Source organism: Streptomyces sp. CA-288835 (assembly GCF_050936385.1).
Taxonomy (GTDB): domain Bacteria; phylum Actinomycetota; class Actinomycetes; order Streptomycetales; family Streptomycetaceae; genus Streptomyces.
The window spans coordinates 8,295,810-8,310,645 of sequence record NZ_JBNJMW010000001.1 but is presented as its reverse complement, the minus strand read 5'-3'; the positions used below and the strand labels follow the sequence as shown (position 1 = coordinate 8,310,645).

Below are 14,836 nucleotides of genomic sequence, written 5' to 3'. Positions count from 1 at the left end.
GGATTCACCTTCCCCATAAGGCCGTTGACGATTACTCCGACGATTACTCTCCGAATCCGACTGAATTCAGGGCGAGTTGGACAACTGGTGCAGATGTGGGCTGTGGAGAGCCGCCCTGTGGCTCGACGGTGACAGCGAGTGAGGTCGCGTCGGGATTCAAATCCGTGGCGAGCAAGGGCGTGTCGCCCTCGAACAGGCCCAGGGAGCGCGGTTGGACCTCTGGTCGCATGAGCCACAGTTGGTGAACCCTTCCGTTCGTCGGGTTGCCGAGGCCCGCTGGGGTGACCACGGCGGCGCGCTCCGAGGCGGACGCGACGACATTGATGCTCTGTCCACCTGAGACGCGTCCAGCACTCGCGGCGGCATCAGGAGCCGCGAGAATGTTGGCGATCTCACGTGCCTGGGTCCGCTGCTGGTCGAGCTGGTCCTGCGTGCGGGACGCCTGGACGCCGAACAGCGCGGCCACGACGAGCGCCGCAGCGGCCGTGGTGGCGGCGAGCGGGGACAGCAGACCGTGCAGCCGCGAGGGGCGCGGCCGTACGGCACGCATCCCGGGCAGCGGCTGCTGTCTGGCCCGCTGATGCGGCTGCGGACCCTGGGCGGTCTGCCCCGGAGCGGCCTCCTGGGGTGTCGTCCGTACGGCCATGAGAACCCGGTCGCGCATCGCGGCCGGAGGTGGGGCGGCCGTGTTCCACGCGAGGCGGACCGCGTCCTCGCGCAGCAGGCGCACCTCGGAGGCGCAACTGTCGCAGCGCTTCAAGTGCTTCTCGAAACGCTGCTGTTCGCGAGGATCCAGGGCGTCGAGGGCGTACGGAGCGGCCAGCGAATGTAGTTCGCCGCGCCTGAAGAGGACGGTCATACGGCACCTCCCAGGCATTCGCGCAACCGCGTGAGTCCGTCGCGCATGCGCGTCTTGACCGTGCCGAGCGGTAATGAGAGTCGCTCGGCCACTTCACGGTACGTGTAGCCGTCGTAGTAGGCGAGGGTGACGGACTGGCGTTGCAGGGTGGTGAGCCGGTCCAGGCAGTGGCGTACCCATTCGCGTTCGAGGCCTGCCTCGACCTCCTCGGCGACCTGGTCGAAGGCGGGCCCGTTGGCGCTGCGCTGGGCCTCGCGCATCTCGCGTTCGCCGGCCGCTTGGGCGCTGCGCACCCGGTCGACGGCGCGGCGGTGCGCGAGGGTGAGGACCCAGGACAGCGCACTGCCTCGGCCGGGGTCGTAGCGGGCGGCGGAGCGCCAGAGTTCGAGCAGCACTTCTTGGGCGACCTCCTCCGACTGGGCCGGGTCCCGCACCACGCGGCGCACCAGACCGAAGACCGGTCCGGACACCAGTCCGTACAGATCCTCGAAAGCCTTCTGGTCGCCTTTGGCCACGAGCACCAGAAGTTCGTCCGCCTGCACCCGTAACCCCCTCTCCCGGCCGCGTGTCGGCCTGTGCCGACAGTCAAGCATTCGGCGCCGACGCCCGTTCGGATGGGTCCGCAGATCAACTCGTCGAAAAACTCGAGTGAAACTCAAACCAATCCGCCCGGCCGACGGCGCCGAATGGCGTGTGTCAGGCAAGAAAACACGCGGCAAGAGCGCAAGGCCGAACGGACAGGGCCCGTCCGTCGTCCCTCGCCATCACCGCCGGAACGCAGCTTGTAAGAGGACGGACGGCATGACACCTAACACCCGCAGGATCGTGGGACGCAGGGGCCTCGCGACCCTCGTCTGTGGTGCGCTGGCTACCGGATCGCTAGCAGCCGCAGGCGTGACCGCGCTCGCGCCTCAGGAGGCGAGCGCCTCCAGCCACCGGGAGGCCCCGCTGATCTCGGGGACGCCGCAGTTCGACAACACGGACCTGTACGCGTTCGTGAGCCCGGACGCCCCGGACACGACGACGATCGTCGCGAACGTGATCCCCTTCGAGGAGCCGGCGGGCGGACCGAACTTCTACACGTTCGCCGAGGACGCCCAGTACGACATCCACATCGACAAGGACGGCGACGCGCAGGGCGACCTGCTCTTCCGCTACACGTTCGACACGCACGTCAAGAACGACAAGAGCTTCCTGTACAACACGGGGCCGGTCGAGAGCCTGGACGACCCCGACCTGAACATCACGCAGACCTACGACCTCCAGCTGCTGCAGCTGAAGGACCAGAAGGCCGTGAAGCGGACGTACGTCGCGGACGATGTGCCGGTCGCGCCGTCGAACGTCGGCAAGGCGTCCATGCCGGACTACGCCAAGCTGCGCGACCAGGCGGTCAAGGAGCTCGGGTCGTACGACGCCAAGACCTTCGCGGGTCAGGCGGACGACCCGTTCTTCGCGGACCTGCGGGTCTTCGACCTGCTGTACGGCGGGAACCTGTCGGAGGTCGGCAACGACACTCTCAAGGAATACAACGTCAACTCCATCGCCCTGCAGCTGCCGAACTCGTTCATCCAGGAGTCGGCAAAGCAGCCGGTCGTCGGAATCTGGGCGACGACGAACCGCAAGGGCGCGGACGGGCACTTCAGGCAGGTCTCGCGGCTCGGTAACCCGCTGGTGAACGAGGTCGTCAACCCGATCAAGGACAAGGACACGTTCAACGCGTCCGCGCCGTGGGACGACGGCCAGTTCCTGAAGAACGTAACGGAGCCGGAGCTGCCGAAGCTCATCGAGGCGATCTACAAGATCCCCGCGCCGGACGAGCCCAGGAACGACCTCGTGGACGTCTTCCTGAAGGGCGTACCCGACCTCAACCAGCCGCCGCACGTACGGGCTTCGGAGATGCTGCGGCTCAACACCTCGATCAAGCCGGCGGCCAAGCCGAAGCGGCTCGGTGTGCTGGACGGCGACAACGCGGGCTTCCCGAACGGGCGCCGGCTCACGGACGACGTGATCGACGCCTCGCTTCAGGTCGTCGAGGGTGAACTGCTCGGCGCGAAGAACGACTTGGGCGACGCGGTCAACAAGAACGACAAGGAATTCGAGAAGTCCTTCCCGTTCGTCGCACTGCCGACCGAGGGTTCGCGCGGTCCGCTGGCCAAGGGCACGGACGCCACCAAGGGCGATGTGCGCAACCAGCTCGGTGACGCGCTGACGCCCACGGGTACGAGTGGCAGCAACATCGGTGGCATGGACGACACCACGTTGATCGCCGTGTCGGCGGTTTCTGGTGCGGCCGGGTTCTTGCTGATCGGCACCGGCCTGATGTGGTGGCGCAGCCGGCGCCGGATCCGCGGCTACTACTAAGCATCCGCTGGTTGTGCGGTTTGGAACTGCGGGTCCGTTGTGGCTGGTCGCGCAGTTCCCCGCGCCCCTAAAGGGGCGCTGGTCGCGCCCCCAATCGGGGCGGAGCCGCATATCGACGCAGCCCCGCGCTCCTGAAGGGCGCGGTGCCGCACCCGGACTTCGCAAGTCCCCCCACAAACCGGCGCGGCCCGTAACCACCGTTCCCCCACGGCGCGGGCCGCGCCTTCAACTCCGTACCACCGCACCTTCGGGAGATCGAGGAGAGGGCATGTCCCCGCGCGAGAACGAGGACGGCGCCGTCGAGGCCGAGCAGCAGACGGCTCGTACGGACGCCGCCGCGCCCACCGAGGGCGAGGACACGCCCGAATCCACAGAGCCCACACCGGACGCCGCCGAAGACACGACGGCACCGGGCCGCCCCGAAGCGGCGCCCGAGTCGCGGCGGGCTCGGATGGTGCGGCTGGCCGCTTGCACTGTGGCCCTCGCCGTTGCGATGACCGCGGGGGCCGTGGTGATGGGGTCCCGGGATGACGGTGGGGTGAGGGCCGTGGCCTCCGTGCCCGGGACCGCGCCCGAGCTGCTGGCCGGAGGGAATCTCAACGAAAGCATCTCCGCGCTTCAGGGGCATCTGAAGGGGCAGCCCAAGGACTTCAGCGGGTGGGCCACCCTCGGTGTCGCGTACGTCGAGCAGGCGCGCACCAACGGCGACCCGTCGCGTTATCCGCAGGCACAGCGCGCGCTGGACCGTGCGCTGAAGCTCAAGCCCGACAACGACCCGGCGCTCGCGGGCCGGGCGGCGCTGGCCGCCGCGCGGCACGACTTCCCCGGGGCGCTGCGGTACGCGGAGGACGCGCTGAAGGAGAACCCGTACAACGAGCGGGCGCTGTCCTCGCGGATCGACGCCCTGGTCGAACTCGGCCGCTACGACGAGGCGTCGAAGGCCTCCGACGAGGCCGACGCCCGGCGCCCCGGCATCCCCGTCTTCACCCGGTACGCCTACGTCCGCGAGCTGCGCGGCGACGTACCCACCGCGCGGCGCGTCCTGGAGCAGGCGCTCACCAGTGCCACCGCCCCCGGAGACGTGGCGTACGTGGCGACCTCGCTCGGCCAACTCGCCTGGCGCGAGGGCGAGTACGAGACCGCGCTGACGCACTACACGCGGGCGCTGCGAGCGGACCGCACCTACCTCCCCGCCCTGGAGGGCCGCGCCCGCGCGCAGGCCGCGAACGGCGACCAGGCGGCGGCGATCCGCGGCATGGAGGAGGTCGTGGCCGGCTTTCCGCTGCCCGGTCCGTTGGTCGCGCTGGGCGAGTTGTACGAGGCCCGCGGCGCCGAGGGCGACAAGGCGAAGGCCCGCGACCAGTACGCCCTGGTCGACGCGTGGACCGCGCTGGCTCGCGCGAACGGCGTCAACGCCGACCTCGACACGGCCCTCGCGGCAGCCGACCACGGCGACCGCGAGTCCGCCCTGCGCGCCGCGAAGGCGGAGTGGGACCGCCGAGAGACCGTGCACACCGCGGACGCCCTCGCGTGGGCCCTGCACGTCAACGGCCGCGACGAGGAAGCCCTCCCCTACGCCCGCCGCGCCACGGCCACCGGCTACCGCGACGCCACCTTCCTCTACCACCGCGGCATGATCGAACACGCCAACGGCAACGAGAAGGAAGCCCGCGACAACTTGTCGGCGGCACTCGAACTCAACCCGGGCTTCTCCCCGGTGGGCGCCAAAGCGGCCCGTACGGCCCTGAACGAACTGGGCGGTGCCAAGTGAGCACAGCGTCCACAGGCCTGAAGAGCCCGAAGAACTCCCCGACCCGTCGCCGGTTCGCCGCCTGCGTGGCCGTTCTCATGGGCACCCTCGCTCTGCTGCTCGTCCCCGCGGGGACCGCGGCCGCGCACCCGCTCGGGAACTTCACCGTCAACCGGTACGACGGACTCGTCATCGGTCCCGAGAAGCTGCGGATCGACCATGTGGAGGACCTCGCGGAGATCCCGGCGACCCAGGCCAAGCCTCAGATCAAGGAGGCTGGCAAGGCGAGTTGGGCCCGGGATCGGTGCGCGACGGCGGCCGGGAAGAGCCGGGTGACCGTGGACGGGCGCGAGGTCGCGCTGAAGGCCGGCGAGAGCCGCCTACAGGTGCGGCCAGGGCAGGCCGGGCTCGAGACGCTCCGGGTGGAGTGCCGGTGGACGGCGCCGCTGCCGAAGGGTGAGTTCTCCCTCGGCTTCCGCGCCTCCGTCGACAACGGGCCCGGCTGGCGCGAGGTCACCGCGCGAGGCGACCGGATGACCCTCGCCTCCTCGGACGTCCCCACGAAGTCCGTGTCCCGCGAACTGACCAGCTACCCCGAGGAGTTGCTGCAGTCCCCGGAGGACACGGCGACCGCGTCGTTGACGGTCCGCCCCGGCGGTCCCGCCCTCGCCGAGGAGAACGCCGACGCCCCCGCCTCCTCCATACTTCCGCGCGGCGCCGACCGGTTCACCCGCGCCCTGGACGATCTCGTCGCCCGCCACGACCTGAGTACGGGCTTCGCGGCGCTGGCCCTCGTCATCGCGGTGGTCCTGGGCGCCATGCACGCGCTCGCGCCCGGTCACGGCAAGACGCTGATGGCCGCGACGGCCGCGGCCCGCGGCGGCCGGGCCAGCATGCGCGACGTCCTCCCCCTGGCCGCATCTGTGACGGTCACCCACACCCTGGGCGTGGTCGCGCTGGGCCTGCTGGTCACGGCCGGCTCGGCTGCGGCTCCCTCGGTGGTGACGTGGCTGGGCATCGCGAGCGGCGCCCTGGTGATGACGGCCGGCCTGACGCTCGTACGCAAGGCCTGGCGCGCCCGGGCCCACCGGCACGAGCACGCTCCCGGCCATGACCACAGCCATGGTCACGAAGACGGCCACACCCACGATCACGGGCATGGGCACGGCCACACTCACGACCACGAAGACCACGAACACCCGCACGGCGACACCCATCACCACGGGGACACCCACGAACACGCCGAGCAGCACGAGCGCCCTCTCGTACTCGCCCACACCCACGCGGCGGACGGCGGAACCCGCACCTCCGCGCCCGGCCAAGCCTCGGCGCTCCTGGAAGCCCCCGCCCGCACCGAACCCCACCCGCCCGGCCACCACCACGCACACACCGACCACCACGATCACGCACAGGCGCACGGCCACGGGCACAAGCACGGCCGCGACCACGACCACGACCACAAGCACACCCACGCCGGCCACACCCACACGCACACCCACGGCGGCTTCACCCACACCCACGAGATCGCGCCCACCGTGCGCGGCACGATCCTGCTCGGCTTCGCGGGCGGGCTGGTGCCGAGCCCGTCCGCCGTCGTCGTCCTGGTGGGCGCCGCCGCGCTCGGCAAGGCCTGGTTCGGGTTCCTGCTCGTTCTCGCGTACGGCGTCGGCCTCGCCCTGACGCTGACGGCGGCGGGGGTCGCCGTGGTCAAGCTGGGGAGCGGGGTCAGCCGTCTGCTGGAGAACGGCCCCCGCTGGACCGGCGGTCCGGTGGCCGCACTCGTACGCAGGAACGTCGCCCTCGGATCCGCGTTCGTCGTCGTGGCCCTTGGGGCTGGATTGGTACTCCAGGGGGCGGCAACCGCGCTCGGTTGAGCTACTTTTGTTCAGAATGGTGCGGTTGCGAATGGGGGACGTCCGTGTCGGAAGAGGCACGCAGTGAACGGGTGATCGCGGGGCGTTACCGTCTGTTGTCCCCGCTGGGCGAGGGCGGCATGGGGACCGTCTGGCGCGCCCGTGACGAGGTGCTGCACCGCGAGGTCGCCGTCAAGGAGGTACGCGCCCCGGCCGGGCTGCCCACCCCCGAGGTCGAGCGGATGTACGCGCGCCTGGAGCGCGAGGCCTGGGCCGCGGCCCGCGTCGCGCACCGGAACGTGGTCACGGTGTACGACGTGGCCATGGAGGAGGGCCGCCCCTGGATCGTGATGGAGCTGGTCCGCGGCATCTCTCTCTACGATCTGCTGGACGCCGAGGGCCCGCTGTCGCCGCAGCGCACCGCGCACATCGGCGCCGAGGTGCTGGCCGCGCTGCGTGCCGCGCACGAGGCCGGGGTGCTGCATCGCGACGTGAAGCCCGGCAACGTACTGATGTCGAACGACGACCGCATCATCCTCACCGACTTCGGCATCGCGATGGTCGAGGGCAGCTCCGCGCTCACGATGACCGGCGAGGTGATCGGCTCGCCGGAGTTCCTGGCTCCGGAGCGGGCGCTGGGGCGCACGCCGGGTCCCGAGTCCGACCTGTGGTCGCTGGGCGTGATGCTGTACGCGGCGGTCGAGGGCAACTCGCCGTTCCGCCAGGACACCCCGCTCAGCACCCTGCGCGCCGTCGTCGACGAGGAGCTGCCGCCGCCGCGCCGTGCGGGCCCGCTGACCCCGGTCATCGAGGGCCTGTTGCGCAAGGATCCGGCCGAACGGCTCTCGAGCGAGACCGCCGAGGAAGACCTGCGCCTGATCGCGGCGGGCGGCACGCCTACGGCAGCCGCCGCCTTCGCCCCGACCGTCGCGGCCCTCCCCCAGCCGAACCAGCCCGCACCGCACCCCCAGCCGGCCGCTCACACCGCGCCCCCACCCCCGGCCGCCACGACCACCACCGCGCAGCCCGCCGAGCCCCGCCACCCCCGGCGCGCCACGGTCGTCCTGATCGCGGGCCTGGTCGCCCTCGCGCTCGCCTTCGCGGGACTGACGTACGCCCTGCTCAATGACAACGGCGGAGGCGACGAGAGCAGCAGCACCGGTGGCACCACGGGTGGCACCGGCAACGGCGGCTCCACGACCGGCGGCGAGGACAACGGCGGTACGAGCGGAGGCGGCGACGACGGTACGACCACCAGCGAGACTTCGGGCACGGACGGTGGCACGAACGGCGGCTCGACGGACGGCGGCCAGACGAGCTCCCCGCCTCCCCAGTCCGTCGAGGTGTCGCTGTCGGGCTCCAACACGCAGTACAGCGGGGCCTGTCCGCCGCCGGGGGCCGAGGCGCCCACGTTCACGGCGACGATCACGGTGGGCCGCGCCCCGGCGGAGGTCGACTACCGCTGGGTGACGCAGCACGGGGAGCCCTCGGATCCGGGCTGGAAGACGCTGTCGTTCTCCGGCGGTGACACATCCCAGCAGGTCAACCATGTGGAGACGAATTACAACGACGGCAGCACCTACGAGAACGAGATGAGCGTCGAGGTCCGTAGCCCCGTACAGGCGACGTCCGACTCGGTGGCGTTCTCGGTGACGTGTGAGACGGAGACCCCGACAACGGGCGGGGCCTCCCCTACGCCGTAGGCGTGCCTCACAACCGGTCGGTCAGGCCGCGCTCCTGAGCACGGGCAGATAACCGCCGGACTGGCCGGCCGCGTTCGGGTGGTACGACTCCCCGATGTTCAGCCAGTTGACGCTGTGCAGCCAGGAGCTGCCGGAGCAGATCTCGTGCCCGGTGAAGGTGGGCACGACGTCGCCGAAGGTGAAGCCGTGGTCGGCGGCACGCTTGGCGATGGCGCTGTTCAGATAGTCGGCGGCGTTGTTGATGGCGGACCGTTCGCCTTCGGTCATGCCGGCCACGCAGCTGCCGCTGAGTTTGTAGAAGCGGGGGTAGCCCAGGACGACCACATGGGCCGCCGGAGCCTTCGCGCTGATCGCCGAGTAGACGGAGTCGAGTCTGCCGGGCAGCGTCGAGTCGACGTACGCCTTCGCCGTGTTGATGCGGGCGACGCAGGCGCTCTCGGACTGCAGCACACAGGTCGTCATGACATCGGCGAAACCGGCGTCGTTGCCGCCGATGGTGATGGAGACGAGTCCGGTGCCGGAGCCGAGCGGGCCCAGCTGGTTGGCCACCACATCACCCGTACGAGCGCCCGAGCAGGCCGTGAAGTGGAACGACGAGGGTGAGTTGGCGGCGGCCCACAGGTGCGGGTACGCCTTCGTGCTGCGCTTGCAGTCGCCGCTGGAGCCGATGTAGCTGCCCGCGCCGACTCCGGAGGAGTAGGAGTCGCCGAGGGCCACATAGCCGGTCGCCGCGGACTGTTCCGAAGCCTGCGCCACCGTGGCCCCGGTGAGGGCGAATGCGGCGGCGAGGAGTAATGAGGTCGCGTATGCCGTAAGTCGGGAACGTCGCATGGAACCTCCCTTTAGCAGGATCTCTGCCATAACTTGCGTACCACCGCACACAGTTGACGGGAAGTGTCCATGCCAATGCTTTCCCGGACTTACTGGGAGTCACACCGCACATCACCTGCGTTTCATTTCCTGCACGTGACGTAAACGTGACAAAGCCTCAACTCCCTTGAGCTGCACGGAAGTTCGGATCACGCTGGTGTCTCAACCGGGTAGCGGAACGCAACGCTCCTGGTTGTGCGCGCGATCACGCGCGCACCCCCCACAGACGTGCGCCCCCACCCCGGCGCGCGCCGCCTAGAGGAGGACTCCCTCGTAATGGCACAACTGCGCAGCAAGAAGATCCGGATCGCCGCGACCACGACCGTCGCCACCGCCGCCCTGCTGGCGGCGGTCACCGCGCTGCCCGCCCAGGCCGCCCCGGCCCAGGGTCGGGTGCTCGCGGCGGACTCCCCCACCGCGATCAAGGGGAGCTACATCGTCACGCTGAAGAAGAGCGCGGACTTCAAGGCCGCTTCCGCCCAGGGCAAGGAACTGATCAACGAGTACGGCGGCGCGGTGAAGAAGACCTTCGACACCGCGCTCAACGGCTACACGGCGACCCTCACGGCGACCGAGGCCAAGAGACTCGCGGCCGATCCGTCCGTGGCCTCGGTCGAGCAGAACCAGCGGGTGCAACTCGCCGACACCACGCAGTCCAACGCCCCTTGGGGCTTGGACCGCATCGACCAGTCCGCGCTGCCGCTGTCGACCACGTACACCTACCCGGACTCGGCGGGCAGCGGCGTGACCGTGTACGTCATCGACACCGGCGTACGGATCACACACGGCGAGCTCAGCGGGCGGGCCGCGGACGGTTACGACGCCGTGGACGGCGACACCACCGCACAGGACGGCAATGGTCACGGCACACATGTGGCCACGACCATTGCGGGCTCCACCTACGGCGTCGCCAAGAAGGCGGACATCGTGGGGGTGCGCGTGCTCAACAACTCCGGTTCCGGCACCACCGCGGGTGTCGTCGCCGGCATCGAGTGGGTCACCGAGAACGCCAGCGGCCCGTCGGTCGCCAACATGTCGCTCGGCGGCGGCGCCTCCACCGCGCTGGACACGGCCGTCGCGAACTCCATCGCGAGCGGTGTGACCTACGCGGTCGCGGCCGGCAACTCCAGTGCCAACGCCTCCTCGTACTCCCCCGCACGCGTCGCCTCGGCGATCACCGTCGGCGCCACCGGCAACACGGACGCCAGGGCCAGCTTCTCCAACTTCGGCTCCGTGCTGGACATCTTCGCGCCGGGCGTCTCGATCACCGCGGGCTGGCACACCAGCGACACCGCCACCAACACCATCTCCGGTACGTCCATGGCGACCCCGCACGTCGCGGGCGCCGCGGCGGTCTACCTGGCGAACCACACCTCGGCCTCGCCCTCGTCGGTGGCCTCGGCCCTGGTGGCCGGCGCGACCTCGAACGCGGTCACCAGCCCCGGCAGCGGCTCCCCCAACAAGCTGCTGAAGCTCGTCCCGTAGCCCCAACTCACCCCAGGTCATCGCCAGTTCCCCGGAGGATCCCTTCCTCCGGGGAACTCGTACTTGGCGCTTCCGCATCTTGACGTCCGACTGCCCGCTGAGCGACATTGAAGCCCGGCATCCGGCGCTTCGGGGGGCAAAGACGCCAATGCAGACCATGCGCATCAAGTCATCTTCATCAGGTTCATCTTCATCAGAAGCAGCTGCCGCAGGCAGAGACGGGTCGTCGCGACAGGGTCCGGGGAGGGACCTGTTGCCACTGCTCGCGGGGGCCGCCGCGGCGATCGCGGGGGTCGGTGCGGCGCTGGCGCTCACTGACGCGGACTCACCGCTGCGTGCGCCGTTCACGCTGTTCTTCCTGCTCGCCGCGCCGGGGACCGCAGTTGCGGCCAGTTTGCGCGGACTGGAACCGTTCGGCCGCATCGTGGCGTCTTTGTCCGCAGCGGTAGCGGTCAACATCCTGGTCGCCCAGGCCATGCTGGCGGTGCACCGGTGGTCGGTCGAGGGTGGAATCGCGGTCGTTACCGCGCTCAGCTCCCTCATGCTCCTGCTGGTCCTGGTACGGCGCCTGCGCGGCCGTACGGTGAAGAGACAGGCTTCCTGACGTGGACATCAGCGTGTACCGCCCCGGCGAACTGACGGCCGCCGACCGGGTCGCGTGGTCGGCTTTCCAGTCGAAGGCCCATCTCAACGGCACGCCCGAGCTGGCGAACCCGTTCCTGTCACCGGAGTTCGCGCTCGCGGTGGGGCGTTGCCGGCGCGGCGTGCGAATAGCGGTCGTACGGGAGGGCGGGGAGCCCGCGGCCTTCTTTCCGTTCCAGCGCGGCGCGAGCGGCGTCGGCCGGGCGATCGGTCTCGGTGTCTCGGACTGTCAGGGCGTGGTGCACCGGCCCGGATTCAGCTGGGACGTGCGGGACCTGCTGCGGGCGTGCGGGCTCGTGGTGTGGGAGTTCGATCATCTGGCGGCGGGCCAGACGCCGTTCGAGACGGCGGCCACCGGCAGCTTCCCGTCCCCGGTCATGGACGTCGACCAGGGGTACGAGGCGTATCTGAGCCAACTGCGCGCCCAGTCACCGAAGTTCACCAAGTCGACGCTCGCCAAGGAGCGCAAGCTCGGCCGGGATCACGGCGAGGTGCGCTATGTGCACGACGAGCGCGATCCCAAGGCGCTGCGCACGCTGATGGCGTGGAAGTCGGCGCAGTACCGCAGGACCGGACGCAGCGACCGCTTCGCGCACGAGTGGATCACCCGGCTGGTGTGGCAGCTGTTCCACAGCCGCTCCGAGTCGTTCACCGGGATCCTGTCGGTGCTCTACGTGGACGACAAGCCGATCGCCGCGCACTTCGGGCTGCGTTCCGAGCGCGTACTGGCGTGCTGGTTCCCCGCGTACGATCCGGCATTCTCCAAATACTCCCCCGGACTTGTCCTGCATCTGCGGATGGCCGAGGCGGCAGCCGCCGACGGTATCGCCTATCTGGATCTGGGCCGGGGGCAGAAGGAATACAAAGACTCCCTGAAGACACGCGAAATCTTCGTGTCCGAGGGGTTGGTGACGCGCCGCCATCCGGTGGCGCTCGGGCACCGGGCGCGACGCGCTCCGGTCCGGGCGCTGCGGAATGCGGTGCTGGCGCGGCCGGAGTTGTTCGAGCCGGCCGACAAACTCCTCAAGCGGATGGGAGAGATCCGTTCGAGGAGTCGGGTAACGACCAAACCTAAGAAAATGTGAGGTCTCGTTCCAGGTCTTGCCATAGCGTCACAATCGTCAACAACGTCATATGTCTTCATCCCGCATCGGTCCATCATCAAGCGGCTCTAGGGGAGGGCTCAAGGACCGCGATGGTTTCCGCTGCGGGGCGCGGTAGGGGGGTGCCGTGCCCGGTGGCCGCAGGTGGTTCTTCCACCAAGTGGCTCCGGGGCGCGTGCCGCGCGACCGGCTTATCCAGCCGGCCAGCTTTGCCAGCTCACCCGGCGTGCACGGAGATACATTCCGGCATGCCGTAAGTGAGAACCCCCCTTTCGAACCGGACACATAGCCGGACCGCCCACAGGGGCGGGCGGTCCACCGGACGAGAGGGATCAGACTCATGAGTTCATTTCTGCACCCGGCAGTTTCGGGACAGGAACCGTCCACGGCCGGTCAGTACCGGCCCATATCTTCTCACCTGGCGATCACGCCTCCGGTGAGTGTGGTGATTCCCGCCATGAACGAGGCGGAAAATCTCCCCTACGTTTTCAAGACACTGCCGGCGTGGATCCACGAAGTGGTTCTCGTCGACGGCAATTCCACCGACAACACCGTAGAAGTGGCCCGCGAACTGTGGCCGGACGTCAGGGTGGTGAAGCAGACCGGAAAGGGCAAGGGAGATGCCCTGATCACCGGCTTCGCGGCCTGCACCGGCGACATCATCGTGATGGTCGACGCGGACGGCTCGGCGGACGGCAACGAGATCGTGTCGTATGTGTCCGCGCTGGTCTCGGGGGCGGACTTCGCGAAGGGCTCGCGGTTCGCCAACGGCGGCGGCACGGACGACATGACGCCCATCCGCAAGCTGGGCAACTGGGCGCTGTGCACGGCCGTCAACCGCAAGTTCGGCGCCCGCTACACCGACCTCTGCTACGGCTACAACGCGTTCTGGCGGCACTGCCTCGACAAGATCGACCTCGACTGCACCGGCTTCGAGGTGGAGACCCTGATGAACATCCGGGTGGTCAAGGCCGGGCTGAAGGTGCAGGAGATACCGAGCCACGAGTATCTGCGGATCCACGGCGCGAGCAATCTGCGCGCCGTCCGGGACGGGCTGCGGGTGCTCAAGGTGATCCTGAAGGAGCGCTCCAACCGTCGTTCGCTGCGCCGCCGTTCACATCACGCGGTGGCGCTGGGCAGCACGCGAGGAGAGGTGTCTTGAGCACGATCGACATCTCGGTGGTGATCTGCGTCTACACCGAGGACCGCTGGGAGGACATCCTCGCGGCGGTCTCCTCGGTGCGGGCGCAGTCCCGGCCCGCCCTGGAGACGCTGCTGGTCGTGGACCACAACCAGGCGCTCCTGGACCGGCTTTCGAAGGAGTACAAGGAGACGCCCCGGGTGCGGGTGCTCGCCAACGCGGGCCCTCGCGGCCTGTCCGCGGGCCGCAACACCGGCATCGCGGCCTCCCGCGGTGAGGTCATCGCGTTCCTCGACGACGACGCGGTCGCCGAGCGCGACTGGCTGCATCACTTCGCCGAGGCGTACACGGATCCGCGGGTGATGGCCGTCGGCGGGCGGACGTTTCCGATCTGGGCGTCGGGCCGGCGCCCGGCCTGGTTCCCGGAGGAGTTCGACTGGGTCGTCGGCTGTACGTACAAGGGGCTACCGCCGGGGCGCGTACAGGTGCGGAACGTGCTGGGCGGCAACGCCTCGTTCCGCCGCACCGCCTTCGACGTGGCGGGCGGCTTCGCGACCGGTATCGGCCGCGACGGCGACAAGCGTCCGCTGGGCTGCGAGGAGACGGAGCTCTGCATCCGCCTCACCCGCGCCCAGCCGGACGCGATCCTGCTGATCGACGACCGCGCGGTGATCCACCACCGGGTGCCCGAAGTCCGCGAGCACTTCGCCTACTTCCGCACCCGTACGTACGCGGAAGGCCTCTCGAAAGCCCTGGTCGCCCGGAGCGTCGGCGCCGACAAGGGCCTGGAGTCCGAGCGCCGCTACACCACGCGTGTGCTGCCCGCCGGAGTGGCCCGCGGACTGCGCGACGCCCTCCTCGCCCGCCCCGGCGGCGCGGGCCGGGCAGCTGCCATCGTCACCGGAGTGGTGACGGCGGCGGGCGGGTACGTTCTCGGGAGCGTTCGGGCACGCAGGGGTGGCGCCACTTTCTCGGTGGTCGAGATAGAGGAAGGTCCCGGGCGCGAGGGGGCAGCAGCATGAGCAGTGCACGCTTGGCGATGACGGCGCGGGGCGCGAAGCCGCCCTGC

General features: G+C 69.7%; 12 protein-coding genes. 9 read left to right on the top strand and 3 right to left on the bottom strand.

Annotation, left to right across the window (positions count from 1 at the left end):
- Positions 1–43 precede the first annotated feature (43 nt).
- Both ACQEVY_RS37570 and ACQEVY_RS37565 read right to left on the bottom strand, forming a co-directional pair.
- Positions 44–859 carry an anti-sigma factor gene (locus ACQEVY_RS37570; protein ID WP_432954099.1) on the bottom strand — a complete coding sequence of 272 codons (816 nt, stop codon included), beginning with the start codon at positions 857–859 and terminating at the stop codon, positions 44–46.
- Positions 856–1,401: a sigma-70 family RNA polymerase sigma factor gene (locus ACQEVY_RS37565; protein WP_432954098.1), complete on the bottom strand. Its 546-nt coding sequence runs from the start codon at positions 1,399–1,401 to the stop codon at positions 856–858. The genes ACQEVY_RS37570 and ACQEVY_RS37565 overlap by 4 nt, the downstream gene beginning before the upstream one ends.
- Before the next feature lie 259 nt (positions 1,402–1,660).
- Between ACQEVY_RS37565 and ACQEVY_RS37560 the strand changes: the two genes are divergently transcribed.
- The 4 genes from ACQEVY_RS37560 to ACQEVY_RS37545 all read left to right on the top strand — a co-directional run bounded on the left by ACQEVY_RS37560 (position 1,661) and on the right by ACQEVY_RS37545 (position 8,526).
- A complete protein-coding gene (locus tag ACQEVY_RS37560; protein ID WP_432954096.1) occupies positions 1,661–3,220 on the top strand; it encodes a DUF4331 domain-containing protein in 1,560 nt (519 codons plus the stop codon).
- A 268-nt stretch (positions 3,221–3,488) separates the two neighbouring features.
- Complete coding sequence (locus tag ACQEVY_RS37555; RefSeq protein ID WP_432954094.1) at positions 3,489–4,991, top strand: tetratricopeptide repeat protein; 1,503 nt, start codon at positions 3,489–3,491, stop codon at positions 4,989–4,991.
- Positions 4,992–5,068: 77 nt separating this feature from the next.
- Positions 5,069–6,844 carry an urease accessory protein UreH domain-containing protein gene (locus ACQEVY_RS37550; RefSeq protein WP_432955606.1) on the top strand — a complete coding sequence of 592 codons (1,776 nt, stop codon included), beginning with the start codon at positions 5,069–5,071 and terminating at the stop codon, positions 6,842–6,844.
- Positions 6,845–6,888: 44 nt separating this feature from the next.
- The gene (locus ACQEVY_RS37545; protein ID WP_432954092.1) at positions 6,889–8,526 is read left to right on the top strand and encodes a serine/threonine-protein kinase; all 1,638 of its coding nucleotides are present in this window, start codon (positions 6,889–6,891) and stop codon (positions 8,524–8,526) included.
- Positions 8,527–8,547: 21 nt separating this feature from the next.
- On the opposite strand, the gene ACQEVY_RS37540 is transcribed toward ACQEVY_RS37545, so the two are convergent.
- A complete protein-coding gene (locus tag ACQEVY_RS37540) occupies positions 8,548–9,357 on the bottom strand; it encodes an SGNH/GDSL hydrolase family protein (RefSeq protein WP_432954090.1) in 810 nt (269 codons plus the stop codon).
- Positions 9,358–9,672: 315 nt separating this feature from the next.
- On the opposite strand from ACQEVY_RS37540, the gene ACQEVY_RS37535 reads away from it, so the two are divergent.
- From ACQEVY_RS37535 to ACQEVY_RS37515, 5 genes are all read left to right on the top strand, one after another.
- A complete protein-coding gene (locus tag ACQEVY_RS37535) occupies positions 9,673–10,881 on the top strand; it encodes a S8 family peptidase (RefSeq protein WP_432954088.1) in 1,209 nt (402 codons plus the stop codon).
- Positions 10,882–11,134: 253 nt separating this feature from the next.
- Positions 11,135–11,485 (top strand): hypothetical protein, encoded by a 351-nt coding sequence (locus tag ACQEVY_RS37530; protein ID WP_432954086.1) that lies wholly within the window; start codon positions 11,135–11,137, stop codon positions 11,483–11,485.
- 1 nt (position 11,486) lies between these two features.
- Positions 11,487–12,608, top strand: coding sequence for a GNAT family N-acetyltransferase (locus ACQEVY_RS37525; protein WP_432954084.1), 1,122 nt, complete (start codon positions 11,487–11,489; stop codon positions 12,606–12,608).
- Positions 12,609–12,966: 358 nt separating this feature from the next.
- The gene (locus ACQEVY_RS37520; RefSeq protein WP_432954082.1) at positions 12,967–13,788 is read left to right on the top strand and encodes a glycosyltransferase family 2 protein; all 822 of its coding nucleotides are present in this window, start codon (positions 12,967–12,969) and stop codon (positions 13,786–13,788) included.
- Positions 13,785–14,789: a glycosyltransferase family 2 protein gene (locus tag ACQEVY_RS37515; protein WP_432954080.1), complete on the top strand. Its 1,005-nt coding sequence runs from the start codon at positions 13,785–13,787 to the stop codon at positions 14,787–14,789. The genes ACQEVY_RS37520 and ACQEVY_RS37515 overlap by 4 nt, the downstream gene beginning before the upstream one ends.
- Positions 14,790–14,836 lie beyond the last annotated feature (47 nt).